23 protein-coding genes are annotated in these 24,058 nt (G+C 40.6%); 12 read left to right on the forward strand and 11 right to left on the reverse strand.

Annotated elements, in window-relative coordinates; genetic code table 11:
* The first annotated feature begins 2 nt into the window (after window positions 1-2).
* Window positions 3-683: a DUF2293 domain-containing protein gene (locus ACTB00_RS09980; protein ID WP_463299772.1), complete on the forward strand. Its 681-nt coding sequence runs from the start codon at window positions 3-5 to the stop codon at window positions 681-683.
* Window positions 684-904: 221 nt separating this feature from the next.
* Window positions 905-2,545 carry an alkaline phosphatase family protein gene (locus ACTB00_RS09985; protein ID WP_463299773.1) on the forward strand — a complete coding sequence of 547 codons (1,641 nt, stop codon included), beginning with the start codon at window positions 905-907 and terminating at the stop codon, window positions 2,543-2,545.
* Here ACTB00_RS09985 and ACTB00_RS09990 read toward each other — a convergent pair.
* Window positions 2,539-3,171: a hypothetical protein gene (locus tag ACTB00_RS09990; RefSeq protein WP_463299774.1), complete on the reverse strand. Its 633-nt coding sequence runs from the start codon at window positions 3,169-3,171 to the stop codon at window positions 2,539-2,541. The genes ACTB00_RS09985 and ACTB00_RS09990 overlap by 7 nt on opposite strands.
* A 265-nt stretch (window positions 3,172-3,436) precedes the next feature.
* Between ACTB00_RS09990 and ACTB00_RS09995 the strand changes: the two genes are divergently transcribed.
* Window positions 3,437-3,847, forward strand: coding sequence for a secondary thiamine-phosphate synthase enzyme YjbQ (locus ACTB00_RS09995; RefSeq protein ID WP_463299775.1), 411 nt, complete (start codon window positions 3,437-3,439; stop codon window positions 3,845-3,847).
* Window positions 3,848-4,088: 241 nt separating this feature from the next.
* On the opposite strand, the gene ACTB00_RS10000 is transcribed toward ACTB00_RS09995, so the two are convergent.
* From ACTB00_RS10000 to ACTB00_RS10015, 4 genes are read right to left on the reverse strand one after another with little or no spacing between them, the layout of a single operon-like run.
* Complete coding sequence (locus ACTB00_RS10000) at window positions 4,089-4,514, reverse strand: ACT domain-containing protein (RefSeq protein WP_463299776.1); 426 nt, start codon at window positions 4,512-4,514, stop codon at window positions 4,089-4,091.
* Entirely contained in the window at window positions 4,511-5,818 is a 1,308-nt protein-coding gene (locus ACTB00_RS10005; RefSeq protein WP_463299777.1) for a phenylacetate--CoA ligase family protein, read from the reverse strand. The genes ACTB00_RS10000 and ACTB00_RS10005 overlap by 4 nt, the downstream gene beginning before the upstream one ends.
* Before the next feature lie 59 nt (window positions 5,819-5,877).
* Entirely contained in the window at window positions 5,878-6,453 is a 576-nt protein-coding gene (locus tag ACTB00_RS10010; RefSeq protein ID WP_463299778.1) for an indolepyruvate oxidoreductase subunit beta, read from the reverse strand.
* Between the two features lie 46 nt (window positions 6,454-6,499).
* Entirely contained in the window at window positions 6,500-8,077 is a 1,578-nt protein-coding gene (locus ACTB00_RS10015) for a thiamine pyrophosphate-dependent enzyme (protein WP_463299779.1), read from the reverse strand.
* A 190-nt stretch (window positions 8,078-8,267) separates the two neighbouring features.
* Between ACTB00_RS10015 and ACTB00_RS10020 the strand changes: the two genes are divergently transcribed.
* From ACTB00_RS10020 to ACTB00_RS10035, 4 genes are all read left to right on the forward strand, one after another.
* Window positions 8,268-8,873 (forward strand): alpha/beta hydrolase, encoded by a 606-nt coding sequence (locus tag ACTB00_RS10020; RefSeq protein ID WP_463299780.1) that lies wholly within the window; start codon window positions 8,268-8,270, stop codon window positions 8,871-8,873.
* A gap of 431 nt (window positions 8,874-9,304) precedes the next feature.
* The gene (locus ACTB00_RS10025; RefSeq protein WP_463299781.1) at window positions 9,305-10,363 is read left to right on the forward strand and encodes a type III polyketide synthase; all 1,059 of its coding nucleotides are present in this window, start codon (window positions 9,305-9,307) and stop codon (window positions 10,361-10,363) included.
* A 3-nt stretch (window positions 10,364-10,366) separates the two neighbouring features.
* Window positions 10,367-10,861 carry an isoprenylcysteine carboxyl methyltransferase family protein gene (locus ACTB00_RS10030; protein WP_463299782.1) on the forward strand — a complete coding sequence of 165 codons (495 nt, stop codon included), beginning with the start codon at window positions 10,367-10,369 and terminating at the stop codon, window positions 10,859-10,861.
* A gap of 107 nt (window positions 10,862-10,968) precedes the next feature.
* Entirely contained in the window at window positions 10,969-11,424 is a 456-nt protein-coding gene (locus tag ACTB00_RS10035; protein ID WP_463299783.1) for a magnesium-dependent phosphatase-1, read from the forward strand.
* 30 nt (window positions 11,425-11,454) lie between these two features.
* Here the strand turns inward: ACTB00_RS10035 and ACTB00_RS10040 are convergent, their stop codons facing one another.
* Window positions 11,455-11,697 (reverse strand): Nif11-like leader peptide family natural product precursor, encoded by a 243-nt coding sequence (locus tag ACTB00_RS10040; RefSeq protein ID WP_463299784.1) that lies wholly within the window; start codon window positions 11,695-11,697, stop codon window positions 11,455-11,457.
* Window positions 11,698-11,881: 184 nt separating this feature from the next.
* Between ACTB00_RS10040 and ACTB00_RS10045 the strand changes: the two genes are divergently transcribed.
* Window positions 11,882-14,011: a Tex family protein gene (locus tag ACTB00_RS10045; RefSeq protein ID WP_463299785.1), complete on the forward strand. Its 2,130-nt coding sequence runs from the start codon at window positions 11,882-11,884 to the stop codon at window positions 14,009-14,011.
* Between the two features lie 70 nt (window positions 14,012-14,081).
* Here the strand turns inward: ACTB00_RS10045 and ACTB00_RS10050 are convergent, their stop codons facing one another.
* The 3 genes from ACTB00_RS10050 to ACTB00_RS10060 form a co-directional block, all read right to left on the reverse strand.
* Window positions 14,082-14,231 carry a hypothetical protein gene (locus ACTB00_RS10050; protein ID WP_463299786.1) on the reverse strand — a complete coding sequence of 50 codons (150 nt, stop codon included), beginning with the start codon at window positions 14,229-14,231 and terminating at the stop codon, window positions 14,082-14,084.
* Window positions 14,232-14,630: 399 nt separating this feature from the next.
* Window positions 14,631-14,840, reverse strand: a complete 210-nt coding sequence (locus ACTB00_RS10055; protein ID WP_463299787.1) for a PspC domain-containing protein — start codon at window positions 14,838-14,840, stop codon at window positions 14,631-14,633.
* On the reverse strand, window positions 14,840-15,094 hold the full coding sequence (locus tag ACTB00_RS10060) for a hypothetical protein (protein WP_463299788.1): 255 nt from the start codon (window positions 15,092-15,094) through the stop codon (window positions 14,840-14,842). Before ACTB00_RS10060 ends, ACTB00_RS10055 begins: the two co-directional genes overlap by 1 nt.
* 204 nt (window positions 15,095-15,298) lie before the next feature.
* Here ACTB00_RS10060 and ACTB00_RS10065 point away from each other — a divergent pair, with 204 nt between their 5' ends.
* The 3 genes from ACTB00_RS10065 to ACTB00_RS10075 are packed head-to-tail and all read left to right on the forward strand — an operon-like array spanning window position 15,299 to window position 19,942.
* Window positions 15,299-16,975, forward strand: a complete 1,677-nt coding sequence (locus ACTB00_RS10065; RefSeq protein WP_463299789.1) for an alanine/glycine:cation symporter family protein — start codon at window positions 15,299-15,301, stop codon at window positions 16,973-16,975.
* A gap of 37 nt (window positions 16,976-17,012) precedes the next feature.
* On the forward strand, window positions 17,013-17,402 hold the full coding sequence (locus tag ACTB00_RS10070) for a response regulator (RefSeq protein WP_463299790.1): 390 nt from the start codon (window positions 17,013-17,015) through the stop codon (window positions 17,400-17,402).
* 53 nt (window positions 17,403-17,455) lie between these two features.
* Window positions 17,456-19,942, forward strand: coding sequence for an endonuclease MutS2 (locus ACTB00_RS10075; protein WP_463299791.1), 2,487 nt, complete (start codon window positions 17,456-17,458; stop codon window positions 19,940-19,942).
* 57 nt (window positions 19,943-19,999) lie between these two features.
* Here the strand turns inward: ACTB00_RS10075 and ACTB00_RS10080 are convergent, their stop codons facing one another.
* Window positions 20,000-21,340 carry a sodium:solute symporter family protein gene (locus tag ACTB00_RS10080; RefSeq protein WP_463299792.1) on the reverse strand — a complete coding sequence of 447 codons (1,341 nt, stop codon included), beginning with the start codon at window positions 21,338-21,340 and terminating at the stop codon, window positions 20,000-20,002.
* 4 nt (window positions 21,341-21,344) lie between these two features.
* A complete protein-coding gene (locus ACTB00_RS10085; RefSeq protein WP_463299793.1) occupies window positions 21,345-22,517 on the reverse strand; it encodes a hypothetical protein in 1,173 nt (390 codons plus the stop codon).
* A gap of 138 nt (window positions 22,518-22,655) precedes the next feature.
* Here ACTB00_RS10085 and ACTB00_RS10090 point away from each other — a divergent pair, with 138 nt between their 5' ends.
* Window positions 22,656-24,056, forward strand: coding sequence for a 3-keto-disaccharide hydrolase (locus ACTB00_RS10090; RefSeq protein ID WP_463299794.1), 1,401 nt, complete (start codon window positions 22,656-22,658; stop codon window positions 24,054-24,056).
* Window positions 24,057-24,058: the final 2 nt, after the last annotated feature.

The raw sequence follows: 24,058 nt of genomic DNA on the forward strand, positions 1-24,058 counted from the left end.
GAATGAGTAACCAAAATATACTGATCGTAAGTCCGGGAAAGAACGGGCAAGTGACCAGCGAGTACGGTGAGCCTCTTACGCCACCTAAAGGTTGGGAGTTTTTGCCGGCTGGAGATGCTGGAATTACCCGCAAAGTAACAGCACAAGGGAAGTACTGGCGGGTTCAGGTAAAGAAAGGCCGACGGACAATGTCGAAAGGAGTGTGGGCGCCGGCAGCTACAATTGCAAATGCAAAGCAAACGGTTACTGCTGTCCGACAAACAGATCGTTATCAGAAGAAAAGGACGTCGGAAATTATTCGCCGCGAGAAAAAGCAAGTGGTTTACCAAGGTGAGTTTTTCGAAGCCGTAGTTCGCTATCTCAATTTTCATTCAACTTACCAAGAAGTAGAGCAAAAAATGGCTCAGGCTATTACTGATCATGCGATTCCTGTTGGCAGTGGCACTGTTGCCCGCACACAGCGCATTCCGGTTGAAGAGCGTGCTGCACGCGCTGTTATTGCATGGATGCGCCATCAAACTACTGCTTACGATAACATGAAAATTGCCCGCATAAAAGGGGAGCGGCGTGCAGTACGACGAGAGCTTGCTCAGCGGTCAGTTCAGTTGCTTAACAGTTATCGGAAAGGGCAGATCATCTCAAAAGATTGTCCACTATGGAGCGCCATTCATCGAAACAAATAAACAAACAAAATACAGAGTGATCGACGAATTGACAACCGCACCTTGTTGGCACAAATTACATGAATCCGTACTTTCTATAAAACTTGTTTTTCAATGTTCCGGTGAGTTCTCGTACGATTCTCCCAGTCAATTTTTTATCCGTCGAAATTATTTCGATCCTTCTTCGTTTAATTCGTGTGTTGCTAAGTTTTTTATATTTTTGGGTTCCTAAAAATTTTACTATGCTGAATCGATTGCAGACGCTTTTAATACTGGTTTTTATACTGAGCTCATTTCCTGTTTTTTCGCAAAAAATTCCTGTTAATCAATCCGACCAGACTCGATTGGTTGTTGTGATTAATGTGGAGCAAATGCGTACCGATTACATCAGTCGGTTTTGGAATCAGTTTCAGCAAGGCGGATTTCGCAGGTTGATGAACGAAGGAACGGTTTGTAGTAATACATCGATGGACCTGCACATCAAAAAGAACATTACCGGGGTGCCAACACTTTTTACCGGCGTGTACCCGGCTCGCCATGGAATTGTAAACGATAGCTGGTACGACCGCTTGCGCGAAAAGGAAGTGAGTGCCCTTGAAGACAACTATTATATTACAGTAGGAAGTGACTCGGAAGAAGGTCAGATTTCGTCGGCCAACCTGTTAATGCCAACCATCGGGGACGTACTCAAACTCAATTCGCAAAATGAAGCTAAGGTATTTTCTGTTGCGCTTAATGCCAGCAGCGCTGTTCTTTCAGCTGGTCATGCAGCCGACGGTGCTTACTGGATGGATGAATTAACCGGCCACATGATCAGCACGTCTTATTTTGTTGATCAATTTCCGGGTTGGGCACGCACATTCAACGATAAGCGATTTGCCGACCTCTATCTGGATCGCGATTGGGCAACTTTGCTTCCGGCAACGAGCTACACCGAAAGTCTGGAAGATGATTACATCCTGGAGCCCGGCTATTATCAAAAGTGGAACACTTTTCCGTATAACCTCAAGAAATTAAAAAATCGTGCAGGAAATTATAAGGTATTGAAGACAACACCATTCGGAAATACCATGGTGAAAGATTTTGCTTTATCTTTAATCGATGCTGAGCGGCTTGGCCAAGACTATGTTCCGGATTTGCTGGCTCTTAATTTTTCATCGATGGACTATGAGCAAGGTTCGTTTAGCCCCAACTCTGTTGAAATTGAAGACTTGTACTTACGCTTGGATAGAAATCTGGAACACCTGTTAAACTTTCTCGATAAAAAAGTAGGCAGAGACCAATATCTGGTTGTATTGAGTTCGGCGTGTTCAACAAGTTATCCGGTTGCTTATTTAAAAGAAGAATTTAATATGCCGGTTGGTTTTGTTGCTCCCGAAAGCATGATAGCTCTTTTAAAATCATTTTTAAATATTAGCTATGGACAGGGCGAATGGGTTGAGTTTGTTACCGATCAGCAAATCTACCTAAATCGTGAGCTGATTGAAAAAAACGGACTTGAGTTGGGTGATGTTCAGCGAAAAGCAGCCTCCTTTATTAACCAGTTCGAAGGAATAAAACTTTCGCTGCCCTCGGTTGATTTTGAGCGGGGTGACTACTTAAGAAGTCAGCTGGCAACGATTGCCGATTCGTATAATTTGAAGCGATCGGGCGATGTGCTTTTTATGCTGGAAGATGGTTGGCAGCCAGAATATAAATTCAAACGAACGATTTATACTGACAATGCCCGTATTCCCTTGATTTGGTTTGGTAAAGGAATTCAAAAGCGAATAACCATTAACCCCGTTGACGGGGTGGATGTTGTGCCAACCCTGCTAAATTTATTGGGGTTCGATATTCCCGACTATTGCATTGGCAAGGTTATACCGGAAGTTTCTCAGTAACGGGTCGAAAAGTACAGCGCCAACGTGAAGGTGATGGTTTGCCTTCTTAAATTGTACCACTGATAAGGATCTTCGGCAGTGCGTTCTTCCAACGGCTTCCATTGCCATTGCCATTCGTTGTTTTTGTAGTTGTGGTAGCCAACCTTAAAAACCAGAAAACTATTCCATTTGATGCGGTAACGAAATCCGAGTCCATATTCGTATAGAAAACCTTTATCCTGTGTATCGTCATTGAACCGGAACCCATAGCCTCCCTCTACATAAGCAAAAGGTGTGTTTGAGCCTTTGCTCAGATAGGCTTGCGTGTTGACAAAAATTGGCAGCGTGTACATTCTCGGACTTTGATACTGCAGAAACCCGAGCCCTGCGCCTGCCGAAAGATGATAATTGATAAACCAATTGACGGTTGATTTTAAGCCAAAGGACGATGGATTGTAAGCTTCCGTATCAATTAAGTAGTTGGTCGTTAGCTTATAGTTAGTCCCGTAAATTCCTTCAATGCTGTAAAAAAATCCTTGATTTCGGACAAGGTGTGCTCGTTTGGCCTGTACTGATTCACTCAGTAATCCAAGGAACGTAAAAAATAAAGCCAAAAGCAGTAGGTACTTAGTTCGTCTTCCTTTCATAGCAACAGGGGTTCAACTAAATCTATTCCGGATGATTTGGTTGCGCACCGCAAGATATTAAAAGATGGCTTCAAACGGAATAGGTTTAAGGATTTCTAATTGTTTTTGTAAATTTGTGTTTCGATTGATTGCTTGCGTGGTAGCAAAAATAGCACAGCGAGCAGCAAGTGAAAACAGGGTGGGGAGCCTTCTGCAATCCTCTTGATTATGTGGAAGTAAAGAAGACAAAATAATCCAGCATCCGGTGCAAAATATCCAAAAAATTATGATTGAACAGAAAGAAATACAATTACCAAAATTTAGAAGAGGCTTTCACTTGATAACAGATATAGTTACCCGTGAGTTGCCTGATTTACCCGATAAAGGATTGCTACATGTTTTAATCAAGCATACCTCGGCGGGAATTACCTTAAATGAAAATGCCGATCCATCAGTCCGGGCCGATTTTGAGTCGTTTGTGAATAAACTTATTCCCGAAAATCATCCCGTGTACACCCACACTTACGAAGGCGCTGATGATATGCCGGCGCACCTTAAATCCTCAATTATTGGTGCTGAACTGACGATTCCGATTACCAACGGCCGGTTGAATCTTGGAACCTGGCAGGGCATTTACCTGGGCGAATATCGCGACCATGGAGGCTCTCGCAAATTGGTGTTGACAGTTTATAGCTAGTTGGATCATAATGATAGCCACCATAAAACCAATAACATAGCAAAATGACGCAATATTTAAAAACAGATTTATAAAATCGAATGTCCGTTAACTGTCATATCGGATTTTAATCTAGAAATGCGATAGAGTATCATAGCTTTAAATACTTAAAATTCAGTACGTATTTAATTTCTATTTCAAATTTATGAATAGAATTGGCTCAATTATGCATGAAAACGGATACGCAGATACCTTTTTAATATTATATAGAATAAATGTCGCTGGCTTTAAGTAATTCTATTTTATGTTCTTGCAAAACTTTTATTATCGTATCGTTAGAAGGGGAGCGAATAATTACAGAAGCTTTATTTTCCAATGCAAAAGCATACATGTAGTCGACAGGTACGTTGTTTTTAGATAATATTTGAAGTGCTTTATATAATCCTCCCGACTCATGAGGAACTACCAAACAAACTACTTCAGTGATATTCACTGAAAACTTGTTCTCTTTCAGAACCTGTTTGGCCTTGATCGGATTATTTACAATCATACGCACAATACCAAAATCGGCTGCATCGGCAATACTAAATGCCGAGATATTAATATTGTTTTCGGCTAAAATTTTAGTCATTTCGGTTAAACGACCAGTTTTGTCTTCTATAAAAACGGATAATTGTTCTATTATCATGATGATTGTTTTTTTCTGTTATCGATTACTCTTACTGCTTTACCTTCCGATCTGGCAATAGACATGGGCTCGACTAAATTAATTTTTACACTAATACCTAGTGTGCTGGCCATACTGTTACGAATACGAGTACGCAATCCTTCAAGTACTTTTACCTCATCAGACCAAAACTGCTCGTCTACTTCAACATTCACTTCAAGGGTATCGAGGTTACCCTCGCGATTTACAACCAACTGGTAATGCGAGGTTGTATTGCTTACTTCAAGCAAAGCAGCCTCAACTTGAGAAGGGAAAATATTTACGCCACGAATAATAAGCATATCATCTGAGCGGCCTAAACATTTCTCCATTCGTACAATTGTGCGTCCGCATTCGCATTTATCAGTATACAAACGAGTAAGGTCGCGAGTCCGGTATCGCAACAAGGGCATTGCTTCTTTGGTTACTGTTGTAAATACAAGCTCTCCAACTTTACCGTAAGGCAATACTTCGAGGGTTTTAGGATTGATGATTTCCGGAATAAAATGATCTTCAAAAATATGCATCCCACATTGATGTTCACATTCCATAGAAACCCCTGGCCCAATAATTTCGCTAAGTCCGTAGATATCAAAGGCTTTTAATCCGAGCATTTCTTCAACCTGAAAACGCAATTCTTTGGTCCAGGGTTCGGCGCCAAATATTCCTGCTTTTAGTTTAATGTTGTTTTTATCAATGTCTCCTTTTTGGATGCTTTCGCCTAAAAAAGCGGCATACGAAGGTGTACATGCAATTACAGTTGAACCAAAATCTTGCATAAGCTGTAATTGTTTTTTTGTATTACCACCAGAAATAGGAATCACCGAAGCACCAACTTTTTCAGCTCCGTAATGAACTCCTAATCCTCCGGTAAATAAGCCATAACCGTAAGCAATTTGAATTATATCGTTTTTGCCTACATTGGCCATCGATAGCGAACGAGCTACCACCTCACTCCAGAGGCTAATATCTGCACGTGTATAACCCACAACCGTTGGTTTGCCAGTTGTTCCACTCGAAGCATGCAAGCGAACAATATCGCTTTGAGGCACTGTAAAAAGACCGAAAGGGTAATTGTCGCGCAAATCGGTTTTATTGGTAAAAGGCAAATCCTTTAATTGATCGATGCTTTTAATATCTCCGGGTTTAACACCTTGTTCTTGTAATTTTTTACGATAAAAAGGCACATTATAGTATATGCGTTCAATCATTTTTACCAACCGCTCATTCTGAATGTTTGTAAGCTCATCACGACTTGCGGCTTCGATATGTTCATTCCAAATCATAAATAGGTTATCGTTATTTTATGTGATACTTCTAATCGTATTTAGGTATAAGTTTATGTTTACGCGTTTGCACCGAGTCCTAATTTAAAAGCTTTTAAATTTTGACTGACTATTTCATCTCCTTTTGCAGCAAACAATTGGCGAATACTTTTTTCGAGCAAATCTTGCGGAATACCTAAATATTTGTAAGCGGCACCGACCATCACTACATTTCTTGTCCGCAAATTTCCTGCTTTTTGAGCTAAGGATTCGATATCTAATAATTGATAATTAGTTCCACTATTCTTGATTTCATCTATTACCTTGTTTTCATCGGGATAATTCCCAATATTGATAAAAGGTTTGGTAGCGGTGATGATAGTACCCTTGTCGCTTAAAAACGGCATATAGCGTAGTGCTTCCATGGGTTCGAGAGAGATAATCATATCGGCTGTACCCATTGAAATAAGGTCAGAATAGATTTCAGTATCAGAAATTCGAAGATGCGACTGTACCGCACCACCACGTTGGCTCATGCCATGGACTTCAGCCTGCTTTATAAATAAATTATTAAACATGGCCGCCTGATCGATAATGGCTGCAATGGTCAATATACCTTGTCCTCCAACACCTGCAAGAATTATATTTTTTGTCATTGTTCTTTAGAAATTTTGACTGTTAATCATGCTATTCGTAAATCGATTATTTTTTTTGTTTAAGGGTTTGAATACATTCACGACAGGCTAAAATTACCGACACTCCCTGATAATTAAATTCTTCGCGAAGAATCTTAACATTTTTCTCGAAATCTTTCTTTAAAGGAACAATGCTTCTCAAATGCTTAGGATCAACACCCAATCCGATACAAATTTCCTTTAAGCGACCGGTTCCTCCAGATTTTTGTCCGCCAGTCATAGCGGTAGTGCCATTGTCGGAAATAATTATGGTTACGGCATTCTTGTCGTTCACAGCATCGAGCAAGCCTGTAATACCCGAATGGGTAAATGTTGAATCGCCAATAACTGCAATAGAAGGATGCATTCCGGCATCAGACGCTCCTTTGGCCATAGTTATTGAAGCTCCCATGTCTACGCAGGTATTTATTGTATTGTAGGGTGGCAAAGCACCAAGGGCATAACATCCAATATCAGAAAAAACGTGTTTCTCGCTCTGTTCGTTTAAGATAGCGTTCATGGCATCAAACAAATCGCGATGGCTACATCCTGTGCACAATTCGGGTGGGCGGCCAACAACAATTTCAGGAGTTTTGGCAGATTCATTAGGTTTAAGTCCCAGTGCTCTGGCAATTATATCGGGAGTAAGTTCACCTGTTCGGGGCAGAGAGCCGTCTAATCGACCTTTAAGCTTTTTATTTTTGAAATAGCCATGTAACAATTCCTCGTAAATAGGATACCCCTCTTCGGCAATAAGAATATTGTCGCAGGTAGCGAAGAACTCACGCAATAGCGAATCGGGTAAGGGATAGTGCGAAATTTTTAGTATTGGATAATTAAGATTATAGGCATTGAGGGTTTCTTTAACATAGTTGTATGCTAAACCACAGGCAATAATCCCATTTTTTCCCTCTCCCTTTTCAATGCGGTTATAAGGAGATGCTTCGGAAATAGCAACTAATTTTTTTTGTATGTCAAGCAATGCCGAATAACGTTTGCGTGCATTATGGGGTAGCAAAATCCACTTTGATTGATCGGTTTCGGCACGATACTCATTTTGCTCAGTCATCGTTTGGCGTAAAACAATCGAACGCGAATGTGATAAACGCGTTGTTATTCTGATGATGACAGGAAGTTTTACCTGTTCCGACAAGTTGAAGCCATACCGAACACAATCGTATGCCTCTTGTTGGTTCGAAGGTTCGAGCAGGGGTAGAAACGAAAATTTTCCATAAAAACGAGTGTCTTGCTCATTTTGGGAAGAATGCATGGAAGGATCATCTGCAACGACTAAAACTAACCCGCCATTTATGCCCGTAATCGCTGAGTTTATAAAGGCATCGGCTGCTACATTAAGTCCAACATGCTTCATACATACCATCGATCGTTTTCCCGCATACGACATTCCTAAGGCTGCCTCGTAAGCTGTTTTTTCATTAACAGACCACTGTGAACGTATTTTTATTTCGGTAGCTTCTTTTGATTTTTGAATGAATTCTGTGATTTCGGTTGAGGGTGTACCCGGATAAGCATATACTCCTGAAATACCTTCATCAATGGCTCCCAAAGCAATGGCTTCGGCTCCCAACACTAAGCTTTTATCCATATGTTTTACTTTTTCTAATTTTTTTAACAAGCCATAAATGTAGAAGTTTATTATAAGAATATGCTCAATATTACAAGAGTTTTTGATATGAAAATATGATGTACTCTACTATAGTAATCAATTTCAGTTTCGTCAGAAATATGAAGAAAAAAATATTGAGACTGCAGATGGAACGATCTTAAATGGCCTGTTGTTTAAAGCGGATAGTACGAAAGGACTGATTTTTTATCTACACGGAAATGCTGGTTCATTAAGGTCATGGGGTGGTGTTGCAAAAACTTATACCGATTTAAATTATGACATTTTTATCATTGATTATCGCGGATACGGTAAAAGTGAAGGGAAAATAAACGGACAAGAACAACTTTTTGAGGATATAAAAGAAGTTTATAGTGAACTGACAAAACAATACACTGAAGACAAAATAATTGTATTGGGATATTCGATTGGAACAGGTCTTGCGTCTAAAATTGCCTCGATAAACAACCCCAACCTTTTAATCTTACAAGCACCTTATTATAGTTTGGTAGATATGATGAAGTATACCTATCCGATTATTCCTGGGTTTCTTTTAAAATATAAGCTTGAAACCAACAAATATTTGAAAGATTGTCAAATGCCTGTTGTTATTTTCCATGGAGATCAAGACCGGGTTATTTATTATGGATCTTCACTGAAACTTAAACGAGAATTTAAGGAATCAGACACTTTAATTACATTAAGCGGTCAAGGACATAATGGTATGACAGATAGTGAAATCTATAAGTCTGAAATAAGAAGAATATTGTCTCGTTAGTAAAAAACGAATGGACAAAAAAACGATCTGTCACGGGTTAAGCAAGTTGTCTTGTCGGCAAGGTTTTTCAATTCAGATGAGTCTGAAATCAAAAGAAGTTGAGTTATTACACTAAAAAGTTCCCGCTTTTACCGGAATGACTGGTGATAAAAGCAATAGCAAAAGTCTGTCCGGTTTTAGTTTTAGCTGCCCAGTTCAGCTCGGGAAGGATGGAAAATTTAACCTCTTGGCGAAACGCACAATTCTTTTCGTTTTACATCTCAAAATTTCTTTTACAATATCCGTTTGCTGCCTGCGAAACATGGAATTCTCAAACAATTAACCTGTCCGGGTGTTGGATAAGAAGCAATAACATCGGAAGAAATTCAGATGAAAAGTGTCTGGAAACCGGAAAATTTCGCCAGATTCAAATAACCTTAAAAGAGAAAATTATGCCTTTTGTTGAAACCGTATCCAAAATAGATTTCCCCCATAAAGTTGATCAGCAAAAAGTGAAAGAATATGCGAAAGAGTTTTTCTTGCCTCACTTCCCTCAGGCAGAACGATTGATGAGCGTTTTCGATAATACGGAGATCAAGTTCCGAAATTTTTGCAAGCCGTTAGAAACCTATGTATCACACAATACTTTTCAGAAAAGGAACACGGAATTTGTTCGTTGTGCACTGGAATATTCGATCCAGGCCATTGAAGAATGCCTGACAAAGGCGAACCTAAAGAAAGAAGAGCTTACAGATATAATTTTCGTTTCTTCTACCGGGCTTGCCACTCCAAGTATCGATGCATTAATCGTTAATCAGTTAAGGCTTAATCCTCACATCAACCGCATGTCTATTTTCGGATTAGGTTGTGCCGGAGGAGTTTCAGGGATGGCTAAAGCAAGTGTCCTGGCACAGGCAAATCCTGATGCCAACGTTCTACTTGTTGCCGTCGAGTTGTGTTCCTTGACTTTTTTGAGTACTGACTTCAGTAAAAGTAATTTTATTGCATCGAGCCTTTTTTCTGACGGGATCGCGGCTTGCATCATCAAAGGCGACAATCATAAAACTGAGCAGAAGATTAAATTCGTTGGATCAGGAAGTAAATTGTATTACGATTCGTTGGATGTAATGGGGTGGGAATTTCTGGACACCGGTTTCAAGGTTCTTTTTTCTTCTGATATTCCGACCATCATCCACCAAAATGTAAAAGAAGATGTATCGGCTTTTTTAGCAAAATATGATCTGGAATTGAGTGATATCAAGAATTTCATTTTTCATCCGGGGGGTAAAAAAGTGTTGACCGCATATAAAGAAGCATTAGCCTTAGAAGGCGATTTTCTGAAAAATACCCGCGAAATAATGAACGATTGTGGCAATATGTCGAGCACTACCGTTTTGTATGTCTTGGATAAATTTATAAATGATGGTTTTAAAGACGGTTATGGCCTCATGCTGGCATTGGGGCCGGGTTTCTCAAGCGAAATGGTATTGTTTGAAATGAATAATCCTTAAGCCATGTCCTTCGTCCTCTTCATATCTTTTCTGATCCTGTTGCGCCTGAGTGAATTACTGATAGCCAGGAGGAATGAAATCTGGCTTCGGGCAAATGGAGCGGTTGAATACGGTAAAAAGCATTATCCATTTATTGTGCTGCTTCACCTTGGGTTTATGTTGTCGTTGGTCATCGAGTATCTGTTAAAACCGACAGAAACGCCTGATTACTTCTTGCTAGCTTTATTTCTGGCACTGATAGCAGTTAAAATGCACATCATCTATTCCCTGGGTAGGTACTGGAATACCAAAATACTTCACATATCCGGCGTTCCATTGGTTCGAAAAGGACTTTATAAATATTTTAAACACCCAAACTACTTCATTGTAATAAGCGAAATTGCTGTTATACCTTTGATTTTTCATTTATATGTGACAGCAATCGTTTTTTCGGTGCTGAATGCAATTATGTTGTTCATCAGAATTAAAGCGGAGAATAAAATATTGAAGCAAGCGTAGTTGCAAGGTTCCCAATTATTCTCTTTTTCAAGGAGGAACTCGCACGATCAGTTTGGGAAGTTGTTGTTTGTTAAGCTTTACTATTTTTGCAGCTCAAAAGAGAGTTTATGAAACTTTTCGTGTTCGATTTAGATTATACACTTTGGAATGCCGGCGATACGTGGTGCGACTGTACAAATCCACCGTATTATTGGAGCAACGGTAATTTGTTGGATCAGGCGGGGCGTAGGTTGCGTTTGTATGAGGATGTGCCAGACATTTTGAACAAGCTAAAAGGCAGCGGAAGGATGATTGCCGCTGCATCAAGAACAGAAGCGCCGGATTGGGCAGCGCAACTACTTCATTTATTCAGTATTGACCACTATTTTGATGCCCGGGAGATATACCCCGGAGATAAATTCAAGCATCTCTCCCGGATTCTGAAACAGACGAATACGCACAAGAAAGATGTCGTGTTTTTTGATGATGAATACCGCAATGTCAGCGATATTCGCTCCATGGGAGTTGAAGCCGTATTTGTTGACGACGGACTGAACTGGGAACTGGTAAAGCCTTATTTATAAAGCCTTGTCGGGCTTCAAAGCCAACGAGAGTTATTGATTTAATGACATGCGAAACCACATAGCCGTCTGCATCAAACGGTTGGCTTCTTCTTCAAACTGGCATTTCACATGCATCATGTTTACTGATTCCTCAAACTCTTCGACATCAAACTCGTAGCCAAGCTCAGTTAATTGCTGAATCAATTTATTTCCAGGGGTTTTGTTTACCACTTTTCGAAGCTCCGGATCAACCTGCGACTCGCGGATAAATTTCATTGCATTGTTAATAGCCATGGTGTTTTAGTTTTTTGTTTCTTAAAAATTCAATATTTCCACGAGATATAAAATCATTTTCTGTCAGGAAGGTGAAAATTTATTCAAACTTTAATGTTTACCCCTTGATGAATAAGATTACATTGGACACAAATCAGTCAAAATTGGATAAAACTACTATCTTCGTTAGCCAAATTTTCAGGACATGAATGCACAACTTATACAGCGTATTGCTGATCAACTTCAAATTCGGGTTAATCAAGTAGAAAACACCATCAAGTTGTTGGATGAAGGGGCAACTGTACCTTTTATTTCGCGCTACCGGAAAGAGATGACGGGAAGTTTAGATGAAGTACAGATTGGTGATATAAAAGACGAAAAGGCTCGGCTGGAGGAGTTGATCAAACGAAAAGAGACGATTCTGAAAACGATTGATGAGCAGGATTTGCTAAGCTCGGAATTGAAAGACCGGATTGACAATTGCTTTGATGCAACCGAGTTGGAAGATATTTATTTGCCCTATAAACCCAAGCGGAAAACGAAGGCTTCGGTGGCTCGCGAAAAAGGGTTGGAATCACTGGCAAAAATCATTATGAAACAACAGGAGCGGGACATAGAGAGTCGGGCAAATGCTTTTGTTAATGATGAAGTCGATTCGGTAGACGATGCGCTGGCCGGTGCCCGTGATATTATTGCCGAGTGGGTGAATGAAAATGAAAAGGCCCGGAATATGGTGCGCCGGGCTTTCGAATTGGGTGCAACGATCAGGAGTAAACTGGTTAAAGGCAAAGAGCTTGAAGGTGAAAAATACCGCGACTATTTTGATTGGGAAGAACCACTGAGAAGATGTCCTTCGCACCGGTTGCTCGCTATGCGAAGAGGCGAACACGAGGGCTTTTTGCGCATTTCGATTGCTCCAAGTGAAGAGGATATTTTGGAGCGGTTGAACCGTTTTTTTGTACGTTCGCAAAATGAATGTGGGGAGCAAATTCAGTTAGCCGCAAAAGATAGTTACAAGCGCTTGCTATCGTCGGCCATTGAAACCGAATTTGCACAAGCCTCCAGGCTGAAAGCCGATCAGGATGCCATTCAGGTGTTTGCAGAAAACTTACGCCAATTGCTGTTGGCTGCTCCACTTGGTCAAAAACGAGTATTGGCCGTCGATCCCGGATATCGTACCGGTTGTAAAGTGGTCTGTTTAGATGAACAGGGAAACCTGTTGCACAACGAAACCATCTATCCGCATAAACCGCAGGAGCAAACCAAGCAAGCAGCCCGGAAAATTACTTCGCTGGTGGGTGCTTACCAAATAGAGGCGGTTGCCATCGGTAACGGAACGGCTAGTCGCGAGACCGAGCACTTCATTAAAAAATTGCGTTATGATCGCGATATTAAAGTATTTGTTGTTTCTGAAGATGGAGCATCGGTTTATTCTGCTTCAAAAGTTGCCCGCGAAGAGTTTCCGAGTTACGATGTCACCGTGCGCGGGTCAGTTTCTATTGGCCGTCGTTTAATGGATCCGCTGGCTGAACTGGTGAAGATTGACCCGAAATCGATTGGAGTGGGGCAGTACCAGCATGATGTTGATCAAAAGTTACTCAAAAATAGTTTGGATACGGTTGTTGAATCGGCTGTTAACTCGGTTGGGGTAAATGTAAATACAGCGTCCAAACATTTATTGACCTACATTTCGGGCTTGGGACCGCAATTGGCGCAGAATGTGGTCGATTACCGCAAAGAAAATGGTGCGTTCAATTCCAGAAAAGAGTTAATGAAAGTTCCGCGCATGGGAGCAAAAGCGTTTGAACAAGCCGCCGGTTTCCTGCGTATTTCTGATGCGAAAAATCCGCTGGATAACACCGCTGTACACCCCGAATCGTACCACGTGGTAAAACAAATGGCTAAAGATCTGAATTGTTCGGTAGCCGAATTAATCACAACCGAAGAGAAGCAAAAAGAGATTGTGCTTGAAAAATATATTTCTGAATCGGTTGGTTTACCTACTTTGAAAGATATTCAGAAAGAACTGGCTAAGCCGGGACGTGATCCTCGTAAAAATATCAAAGTGTTCGAATTTGCCCCGGGGATTTATAAAATGGAAGACCTGCAGGAGGGCATGGTGCTTCCCGGAATTGTGACCAATATTACCAAGTTTGGGGCTTTTGTCGATGTGGGAGTTAAACAAGACGGATTGGTTCATATTTCGCAATTAGCCAATCGTTTTGTGAGCGATCCCAATGAGGTTGTTAAATTACACGAGCATGTTAAGGTGAAGGTAACAGAGGTTGATATCGCTCGCAAACGAATTCAGTTGAGCTTGAAAGATGTTGAGTAGGCTGAAGTGGGATTCGTTTAATCGGAGAAAGAATACAAGTTTTGTAGTACTTTTTCTCAGTCTTCTTTATTTAGAGGCATTTCAGCGTCCTTTTTGTATAGCGCTGAAGCCTGATCCCATCGTGCCGAGGCCTAATTCCATAAGGAATAAGCGTGCTGCCATCGTGCCGAAAGACAATTCCATTGTGCTGAAGAGCAATTCCACTTAGAATAATAGACATTCTCTATGGAATTGGAGTTATTCCATAGAGAATGTCTATGGTTCCAAAGAGAATAGTCTTGCTGACCTTTGGAATGGTCTTGCTGCTACATGGAATAGTCTTGCTGCGCTGTGTCAGAAAGCCTCTGCGCTATGGAATAAGAGCAATTCCTAACGATTCAATATTAGTGGTGAAGATCAGAATAAAAACAATTTCCGGAACTTGTTTCCGGGGTTGTATTTTAATTGGAGTATGTGTCAGGCAGATTCCGAAGCGAGTCCGGAATGACGGCGTGACAGTGCATGACTGTTCGGGTTTCCAGCTTTGACGCAGTTGAAAACAGCTTACGAGAGCTGCTTGTTCAAAAAACAAGTAAAGGGAACCAAAAAGGCACGAAAACGCAGAATCGTTGCTTAAGAATCAGGCTCTTTTTTCAGGAATAACCGCCCAGCAAATAAGATAGACAAGAAGCCCCGGGAAACCAGCACTTACAACAGATAGTACCACATAAATAACCCTCAAAAGAGTTGCGTCCATGTTGAAGTACTCAGCAAATCCGGCAACAATTCCCGCAATCATCTTATTCGATGATCTCGTTAATCGCTTTTTTGTAGATGGTGAATTTTCCATTAGTCGTTCTCTTCGTCGTCAAACAAATTTTCCTGATTTTCAAATTCAGCTTCCAGGTATTCTTCAGCATCTTCTAATAGTTGCTTAATTAACGCGTCAGAATCCGGCTTTTCACTGTACCAGTGAACAACCTGGTTCGACCAGAAATCTTCAATATCGCTTTCAACAATAAATTTTGGTTCTTCATTGTGAACAACAAAAATGGTGTCGGGAGTTTCCTGAGAATTGTCGGCAAGTAAGAATTTTGGTAACATAGCTTTTCCTGTTAAATTGTTTCATGGCAAATTTATGGAAAAAACTGATTTAAATGCTGAATCCCAATAGTTTTTGCAATTAAATTATTTGAAAGAAATTCTGCCATTCTGCTGTCAATTTGAAAAATATGCGGCAATTCTGCTTTTTAATTTTAACAAAAGGATTTGAAGTGTTATTTTAGCTTGCTCATATAAGCAGCTAAAATGAATAAACTTAACGAGGTTCTGACCCAGATTGACGGCTATATTGGGGGTAGTCAGTGGTTTGTGTTTTTATTATTAGGCACAGGACTCTTTTTCACCATCTATTTACGGTTTCCACAATTCCGGTATTTAAAACCTGCTCTCCGCATTGTTCGCGGAAAATTCGATCGCGAAGGAGATGTTGGTGACACTTCCCACTTTCAGGCACTGATGACTGCTTTGTCGGGAACGGTTGGAACGGGTAATATTGCCGGTGTAGCCTTGGCGATTCACCTTGGCGGGCCTGCTGCTCTTTTCTGGATGTGGGTAACGGCCTTGCTCGGAATGACGCTTAAATTTGTTGAAGTCAGTATTTCACACAAATACAGAGAGAAGGCCGAAGATGGCACAATTGCCGGCGGCCCGATGTATTATATGAAAAACCGCTTAAATATGAAGTGGTTGGCTGTCATTTTCGCGGTTGCCACTATCTTTTCATCTTTCGGAACAGGGAATCTACCTCAGATAAATTCCATTTCAAATTCCATTTTCGCTACGTTCGGAATTAATAAGATACTTACCGGAGCTGTTTTATCTATTCTACTGGGCTTTGTAATTATTGGTGGCATAAAACGAATCGCAAAAGTAACATCCCGTTTGGTGCCTTTAATGGCCATCGTTTATTTTCTGGGTGCCATGGCTGTTATTCTTTTCAACTACGAAAATATCATTCCTTCATTTGTCTCAATCTTTAGCGATTTGTTTACAGGTACGTCTGCCGCCGGAGGATTTTTGGGTGCAGGTTTCTCGTTTGCATTTAATCGCGGAGTAAATCGTGGCTTATTTTCAAATGAAGCAGGGCAGGGGTCGGCGCCTATTGCTCATGCTACAGCACGTGCTCACGAACCGATTTCCGAAGGACTAGTTGCTTTGTTGGGGCCTTTTATTGATACCATTATTATTTGCACACTTACCGGCTTGGTCATTCTTTCGTCAGGCGTTTGGAGCAAGAAAATCGATAATCAATTTCAGGATGCCGATATTCAGATATTAGCTGGTCAATACAATGAACATGATATAGCTGATCGTGAGAAGTTGGCTAACTTTCTGCAGGAGAAAGCTGACCTGCCATTGTATTCAGGAAGTATTGAGGTAACTGATGGTGTTATTCAAAGCGATGTTACCATTTTGCATTCCCGTTCGGTTGCCGATGATGTTCAGGTGTCAAAGGATGGTAGTCAGTTTACAGGAACTGTTGCGGTTGTTAATGGAAATATTGCGAACGCTGAAGAGGTTGTGCTCAACGGGAAATCACTTATTCACAGTGCGCCACTAACCACTGAAGCTTTTACAAAAAGTTGGTTTGGATCGTACGGACGTTATATCGTGTCCATTGGACTATTACTTTTTGCTTTTTCTACGGCAATTTCCTGGTCATATTACGGAGACCGGGCCGTCAACTTTCTATTTGGAATGAAAGGTGAAATTTATTTTCGCATCATCTATGTTATTGGATTTTTCTTTGCTTCGTTTACTGATACCACACTTATTTGGACGATTTCAGGGATTACGATTGTCATTATGACTGTTCCTAACCTAATCGGAATCTTGCTATTGCGCAAAGAGATGAAATCTGAAGTAAAAAGCTTCTGGAAAGAATATGCTGAATTTTTTAATGAAGATAAGAAGTATTCTTGATTTAACTTATTTATATTTGTTACTCTTTAAATGAAATATGGAAACTGACCTTAAAAAAATATCACTCCTGGTTGTTGATGACAGCTCAATTAATCAACGGGTTGTCGCGATATCATTACGAAATACCATAGAAGATATTGATGTTGCAAATGATGGATTGGAAGCATTTGAAAAATATTGTGCAAAGCAATACGATGTCATCATAATGGATGGCCGTATGCCGGTAATGGATGGATATGAATCAACCCGGAAGATCAGACAATTTGAGATTGAAAAAGGTATTGACAAGAAATCTACGATCATTGCTCTAACAGGGAGTGATACTGATGAAGAATCACGAAATTGCATCGATTCAGGAATGAACGCTTCACTATTGAAGCCATTTCGGTTGACCCAATTTTTGGATATTCTGAAAGAATTTAGTTGATCGTTGTTATTTCACCCCGCAACTTCCTATTTTTGCCGAACAATTGAAAAATAATGGTGAAAATATATCCTCAAAATTTTGAATCGAAGATTGGATTTGATCGGGTTCGTGCTTTATTAAAAAGCAATTGTTTGGGCGAACTTGGAAAAGCTCGTGTAGATGAAGTTTCATTTCTAACTGATTTTAAAGCGATTCAATTAGAATTGGCCTATGCTGATGAGTTTGCCAAATTGACTCAAGAGAACGATGCCTTTCCTACCAATTATTATTTCGATTTACGCCAGTCACTATCAAAAATAAAAACCGAAGGTCGTTTTTTAGAGGTGCTTGAACTGTTTGACCTGAAACGATCATTGGAAACCATTACCGCTATCGTTCGGTTTTTAGGCAATCAAAAGGAAGAACTTTATCCGAACCTGAAAAAACTAGTGCAAGCTGTTCAGGTATTCCCGTATATCAAGGATCGTATCGACCAGATTATTTCGCAACATGGAAAGATCAAAGACCAGGCTTCGCCGGAGCTTGGGCGGATCAGACGCGAGTTGCTCAATAAGCAGAATAATGTTTCAAAACGGTTGCACAGTATTTTAAGACAAGCACAGCGAGATGGGTTGGTTGATGAAGATACAACGGTTTCAATTCGCGATGGAAGGCCTGTAATTCCGGTCTCTTCGGCAATGAAACGACGATTGAATGGTATTGTGCACGATGAGTCGGCAACCGGGAAAACAGCTTATGTTGAGCCTGCTGAAGTTGTCGAAATCAACAATGAAATTAGAGAGCTGGAGTATGCCGAAAAGCGTGAAGTTGTCCGCATATTGATCGAGTTTTCCGATGATATTCGTCCTTATCTGGATGAGCTTTTTGGTTTGTACGATTTCCTGGGAATGATTGATTTTATACGGGCCAAAGCGCGCCTTGCTATTCAGATGGAGGCAATCAAACCTGCGATGGAAGGAAAACCACTGCTATTTTGGGAAAAAGCAGTGCACCCACTGTTGAAAATTGCGCTGGATCGGGAAAAAAGAAAAGTTACTCCACTCAACATTGAATTAAGCGAGGAGAAACACCTCTTGCTAATTTCGGGGCCAAATGCAGGCGGTAAATCGGTTTGTTTAAAGACGGTGGGACTGTTGCAGTATATGCTTCAATGCGGATTGTTGATTCCGATTGACGAAACCAGCCGGGTAGGTATTTTCGATCAGCTGTTTATCGATATTGGGGATGAACAGTCGATTGAAAATGATTTGAGTACCTACAGTTCACACCTGATGAACATGAAGCACTTTCTAAAATTTACCAATGATAAAACGTTGGTGCTGATTGATGAATTTGGAACCGGAACTGAGCCTATGATTGGCGGGGCAATTGCGGAAGCCATTTTGGATCAATTAAATCAGGAACGAACGTTTGGAGTGATTACAACGCACTACACGAACCTGAAACACTTTGCCTCGTCAGCCGATGGAATTGAAAACGGAGCGATGCTATATGATAATCACCGGATGGAGCCCTTATTTCAGTTGCAGATTGGAAAACCCGGTAGCTCCTTTGCTTTCGAAATAGCCCGTAAGATTGGCATGCCCGAATCCATTTTGGAGGAGGCAACCAATAAGGTTGGGAAGGATCATATCAACTTCGACAAACACTTGCGCGATATTGTTCGCGATAAACGTTATTGGGAGTCGAAACGACAGCGAATTCGTAAGGTAGAGCGCAGCCTGGATGAGCTGGCCGAAAAGTATGAGCATGATTTGGGCGATTTATCGAAACAGCGTAAGCAGATCATGGCCGAAGCCAAAGAAGAAGCTGCCCGTGTTTTAGCTGAAGCCAACAAGAAGGTGGAGAATACGATTCGGGAAATTCGTGAAAGTCAAGCTGATAAGGAAAAGACAAAGGAAATCCGGAAGCAACTCTCAACTTATAAGGAGCAAGTTGAAGAGGTTGAAAAAGAGGATGACGAATGGATCAACAAGAAGATTCAAAAGCTGAAGGAAAAAGAACAGCGTCGTGATAAGCGTCGTCCGGAGAAACCCGAAAAGCAAAAAGCCCCTCCAAAAAAGAAGAAGGAAGAACTGGAGCCCGGAGATAAAGTAAAAATAGACGGACAAAATACGATTGGTGAAATTTTGGAGTTGGGAGAAAAAAATGCGGTCGTGGCATTTGGCCAACTACGCACCTCGATTAGCCGCAAAAAGCTGCAAAAAGTAAGCAATAATGAGGCGAAAAAGGAATTGCGCGGAACGAACCGGACATTGCCCAATGTACATCGAAAGCTATTTGAAAAACGAAATACATTTAAATCGGAGATTGATGTTCGAGGGCAGCGTGCAGAAGAGGCGATCACCAATATTCAAGCATTTCTGGATGAAGCTATAATGCTTGATGTGCGGGAGCTTCGCATACTTCACGGCAAAGGAAATGGTATTTTACGCGAGATGATCCGTAGTTTTTTGGGAGCTGATCCGGTTGTAAAATTTTACCGCGATGAGCATGTTCAATTTGGCGGTGCCGGAATTACCATTGTTGAACTGAGTTAGGTGGTGAGTAGCAAGTTTAAAGTTTCAAGTTCCAAATTGGAGTCTGGGAGTTGCTGACTAAGCATTCAATTTCTTTTCCGGAATGGAAAGAATGAGCCCATTGATGATAAACGCTAAAATAATCAGCCAGTTGGCGAAATTGGCTTCAGCGTAACTGGCCCATATTTTGCCTCCCAAAGCAACGAATCCTCCAACTAACATCGCTAAAATGCTGAGTTGCTTATTTACTCTCACGTTAGTTAGTGCAGCGATTAGTGGAACAATAAAAGCTCCGGAATAGAAGGCCAAAGCCAAGAGTAATGTGCCAATTATCGAAGTAACTTTTAGCGCGAGAAGCACACTGACTATTCCACAAGCCACAATGAAATAGCGGGTATTTTTCAGCGATCGATCATTATTAATATCCGGAGTGATTAGTTCGCTTAAAATCATCGATGAAGTAAGCAGAGTGGTGTCGGCTGATGATAAAACGGCCGATAAAAGTGCAGCTGCCATAATTCCGGAAATCCATTCAGGCAAATAAAAATTGATGACTTCGATTAATGCGGCCGAACCTTCCAAACTCTCTTTTGATAAATGACTAAATGCGAAGACCCCGACGTACGCCAAAAGAAAGGCAAAAGGAATCAGAATTGAAGCGACCAACTGCACACTTTTTTTAGCGGTCTTTTCATCTCTGGCACAAAATACGCGTGAATAAATATCGGGACCAACGACAAAGGTGCTCGAAAAAGTCAGGATTAGTACAAATAGGTCGGTTCCTGAAAAATGATCGTTGAACGGGAAACTATTGCTAAATTCAGGAACGTGCTCCGGCGTTCCCCATATAAACAGGGCAGTTAGAATAACTCCCAGCAGGATGACAAACGACTGTAAGAAATCAGTTTTTATGATTGACATTTGCCCGCCAAGCAAAGTGTATAAAATGAAAACAGCACCCGAAATCAGCACGCCAGATTCGTAAGGAAGATCAAAGAAACTAAACAAGATTTTGGCTGAGGCGATTATTTGGGCGGCAACAATACCAATCCAAGCTAATGGAATAATTACCGATGCGGTCTTTCGGGCTGCTTCGCCGTAAAATTGCCCGATTAGGTTTGTCAATGTAAATTTTCCCATTCGGTTCACTTTCCCCACCAGCGGAACCAACAACCACAAGCCCAGCGAGGCCGCCAAAATATACCAGGCAGCAGCCCAACCCTGATCTTTTGTGAGGTTTACGGTTCCCAGAATCGCTGATCCTCCAAGGATTGTAGCCATCAAGCTACCGGCAACCTGCCAAAAGCCTGTTTGCTTGCCGGCAATAAAATAATCGATCGGTTTTTTAATTTTCCACCAAGAGTAAATTCCCAACCCTATAATGAAAGAAAAGTAGATAATCAGTATGACAATTTGCATAAAATTATTCGGCCTTAATGAGTTCAAAAGACAAATCAGTTTTGTTAATACCGTCGACTTTGAAAAGAGCTTTGAAATCTTCCGATTCGACTTTTTGAAGCTGTTCTTCCTGGAAATCTTTCAGGTATGCAGGATTCGTCATCTGATTAACAATTGAAATATTGCCAATATCCATGGCTGATAGAAATAGTAAGATATGATTTCCTGAAAACTCTTTAGTTTTAATCATCAGCGCATAGTCTTTCTGCTTGGTGTTATCACTTTCCGGTCGAAATATTTCAGTACACGGATCAGAAGAATAAATTAACTGATTGGAAGCACTTGAAACTCCAAAAGAAAAAGTCATTTCTTTGACCAGATTTTCGAACAAGCCCATATTCTTATAATTTCCGATAAAAATGATGTTATTGTTTTTCAAATCATCAGGTTGAAGATCAGACGATAATTTGACATCGATCGAGGCTCCGGTTTGTGCAAATACCTTGTAAATTTCGCTTTGACAAAATACGGCCATTTTCGATAAATAGGTTAGGCTCGACTTTGAGATCGTTTTAACTAAGTCCGGATTTTTATCCAGTAAATGTTCATAATCAACTTCCGAGTTGATACTGAAATCCCGAAATATTCCGTTTTCTCCGGTCGGGATTTGCCCATTAAACACAAAATAGTCTCCTAAAACCAGCAGGGTGGGCTTTTCGTTCTCAGCAAATTCTTGCCATACAGGAAGGTCTTTCCATGGATTTTCAGTTCGCTTGGTGTTTGACAACAACAAATAAACTACGCCAACTAAGGCCATCAAAGAAATAATAAAAGGGATTAAATACGGCTTTGGTTTTGGTTTTCGGTGATCTTTGGCTGAATCAAACCGGACTTTATATTTACCCTTTTCGACGACAAAAACAACCGGATCTCTACTTCCTTCATGTTCGTAATACTCGGTCAGTTTTTTTCGAACATTGTGAATATATACCCGGATATTCGAATCCTGCTTCTCGGTATCCGAATACTTTTTGCCAAACAATTCAACTCCAATCGTATATTCTTTCGGCTTTTTTCCTTCTAATGAAGCATTAACCAAGTAGCTTAAAAGGTCGCAGCTTATTTTCGACTTAGAGAATTGCTTACTCGAAATTACTTTATGCAAATATCTATCGATTAAGGCTTTATTTGTATTCATTTTAGGTTTTATAGCGAGCTTATAACAGTTATAAAACGAGTTTGGCTCTGGCAAATATACCCAAATATGTGTAATTTGATAACTTCGTTAGGCGAACGAATGAATTTAAATTATTAATCCTAATTGAATAATAGAACTATGAAAATTCTAACTTCTTTTCTTTTTTTATTTATTTCTACTTTTTTATTTGCAAATGAAGCAGATGGATGGAACGATCTCTTTAACGGGAAAGATTTGTCGGGCTGGAAACAACTTAACGGGAAAGCCAAGTACGAAGTAGTTGATGGCGAAATTGTGGGAACAACAGTTGCCAATACGCCAAATTCCTTTTTAACCACTGACAAAGTGTATGGTGACTTTATTTTTGAAGTTGATCTGCTCGTTGACAACGAGATGAATTCGGGTATTCAGTTTCGTAGTTTAAGTGATCCGAACGATATGGATGGCCGTGTTCATGGTTATCAGTGTGAAGTGGATCCTTCAGCCAGAGCTTGGAGCGGCGGTATTTATGATGAGGCTCGCCGTGGTTGGCTTTATCCATTAGAAATGAATCCTAAGGGGCGGGAAGCTTTTCGCCGGGGAGAATGGAATCATTATCATATTGAAGCGATTGGAAACTCAATTCGCACATGGGTAAATGGTATTCCTTGTGCTGATTTGATTGATGATGAGACAGCAAAAGGTTTCATCGCCTTGCAAGTCCATAGTATTCATGATGAGTCAGAAGCCGGCAAGCAAATTAAATGGCGCAATCTTCGAATTAAAACGGAGAATTTGCAACGCAGACCGTGGACCGATATCCCTGTTGTTAATTTAATCCCCAATTACCTCTCGCCGCAAGAACGCGCTCAGGGTTGGAGACTTTTATTCAATGGTGAAACAACCAGTGGTTGGCGTGGTGTTGGAAAAGAAGCTTTCCCCGAAAAAGGATGGCATGTTGAAAATGGCGAATTGATTGTTGAATCAGCTGATGGAGCTGAGTCTGGAAATGGTGGAGATATTGTTACCTTGGATGAATACAGTACCTTCGAGTTCAAAGTTGATTTCAAAATAACAGAAGGAGCAAATAGCGGGATTAAATATTTCATAACTGAAAAATATGGCTCCGATATGTCAGCTATCGGCCTGGAATATCAAATATTGGATGACGAAAGACATCCCGACGCCAAAAAAGGAACAGATGGCAACCGGACAATCGGTTCATTGTACGATTTAATTCCTGCTCACAAAAATAAAATTGTTCATAAGCCAGGCGAGTGGAACCAAGCTAGATTAGTCGTAAAAGGAACACGCCATGAAGAATGGTTGAAGAGTAACAATTTTATTGCAACTGATTTTGTTGGTGCTAGTGTTGAACATTGGTTGAATAATAGAAAAGTACTTGAATATGAGCGTGGAACACAAGCCTTTTATGCCTTGGTTGCTCGCAGTAAATATGCAAAATGGGATGGTTTTGGAGGATGGGAATCCGGTCATATCCTGTTGCAAGATCATGGAAATGAAGTTCATTTCAGAAGTATTAAAATCCGCAAGCTTTAGAG

Source organism: Sunxiuqinia sp., from assembly GCF_055140945.1.

Excerpts from the sequence above, each read along its gene's own strand:
- ACTB00_RS09980 (WP_463299772.1), top strand. The coding sequence starts at position 3 with ATGAGTAACCAAAATATACTGATCGTAAGTCCGGGAAAGAACGGGCAA.
- ACTB00_RS09985 (WP_463299773.1), top strand. The coding sequence starts at position 905 with ATGCTGAATCGATTGCAGACGCTTTTAATACTGGTTTTTATACTGAGC.
- ACTB00_RS09990 (WP_463299774.1), bottom strand. The coding sequence starts at position 3,171 with ATGAAAGGAAGACGAACTAAGTACCTACTGCTTTTGGCTTTATTTTTT.
- ACTB00_RS09995 (WP_463299775.1), top strand. The coding sequence starts at position 3,437 with ATGATTGAACAGAAAGAAATACAATTACCAAAATTTAGAAGAGGCTTT.
- ACTB00_RS10000 (WP_463299776.1), bottom strand. The coding sequence starts at position 4,514 with ATGATAATAGAACAATTATCCGTTTTTATAGAAGACAAAACTGGTCGT.
- ACTB00_RS10005 (WP_463299777.1), bottom strand. The coding sequence starts at position 5,818 with ATGATTTGGAATGAACATATCGAAGCCGCAAGTCGTGATGAGCTTACA.
- ACTB00_RS10010 (WP_463299778.1), bottom strand. The coding sequence starts at position 6,453 with ATGACAAAAAATATAATTCTTGCAGGTGTTGGAGGACAAGGTATATTG.
- ACTB00_RS10015 (WP_463299779.1), bottom strand. The coding sequence starts at position 8,077 with ATGGATAAAAGCTTAGTGTTGGGAGCCGAAGCCATTGCTTTGGGAGCC.
- ACTB00_RS10025 (WP_463299781.1), top strand. The coding sequence starts at position 9,305 with ATGCCTTTTGTTGAAACCGTATCCAAAATAGATTTCCCCCATAAAGTT.
- ACTB00_RS10030 (WP_463299782.1), top strand. The coding sequence starts at position 10,367 with ATGTCCTTCGTCCTCTTCATATCTTTTCTGATCCTGTTGCGCCTGAGT.
- ACTB00_RS10035 (WP_463299783.1), top strand. The coding sequence starts at position 10,969 with ATGAAACTTTTCGTGTTCGATTTAGATTATACACTTTGGAATGCCGGC.
- ACTB00_RS10040 (WP_463299784.1), bottom strand. The coding sequence starts at position 11,697 with ATGGCTATTAACAATGCAATGAAATTTATCCGCGAGTCGCAGGTTGAT.
- ACTB00_RS10045 (WP_463299785.1), top strand. The coding sequence starts at position 11,882 with ATGAATGCACAACTTATACAGCGTATTGCTGATCAACTTCAAATTCGG.
- ACTB00_RS10050 (WP_463299786.1), bottom strand. The coding sequence starts at position 14,231 with ATGTCTATTATTCTAAGTGGAATTGCTCTTCAGCACAATGGAATTGTC.
- ACTB00_RS10055 (WP_463299787.1), bottom strand. The coding sequence starts at position 14,840 with ATGGAAAATTCACCATCTACAAAAAAGCGATTAACGAGATCATCGAAT.
- ACTB00_RS10060 (WP_463299788.1), bottom strand. The coding sequence starts at position 15,094 with ATGTTACCAAAATTCTTACTTGCCGACAATTCTCAGGAAACTCCCGAC.
- ACTB00_RS10065 (WP_463299789.1), top strand. The coding sequence starts at position 15,299 with ATGAATAAACTTAACGAGGTTCTGACCCAGATTGACGGCTATATTGGG.
- ACTB00_RS10070 (WP_463299790.1), top strand. The coding sequence starts at position 17,013 with ATGGAAACTGACCTTAAAAAAATATCACTCCTGGTTGTTGATGACAGC.
- ACTB00_RS10075 (WP_463299791.1), top strand. The coding sequence starts at position 17,456 with ATGGTGAAAATATATCCTCAAAATTTTGAATCGAAGATTGGATTTGAT.
- ACTB00_RS10080 (WP_463299792.1), bottom strand. The coding sequence starts at position 21,340 with ATGCAAATTGTCATACTGATTATCTACTTTTCTTTCATTATAGGGTTG.
- ACTB00_RS10085 (WP_463299793.1), bottom strand. The coding sequence starts at position 22,517 with ATGAATACAAATAAAGCCTTAATCGATAGATATTTGCATAAAGTAATT.
- ACTB00_RS10090 (WP_463299794.1), top strand. The coding sequence starts at position 22,656 with ATGAAAATTCTAACTTCTTTTCTTTTTTTATTTATTTCTACTTTTTTA.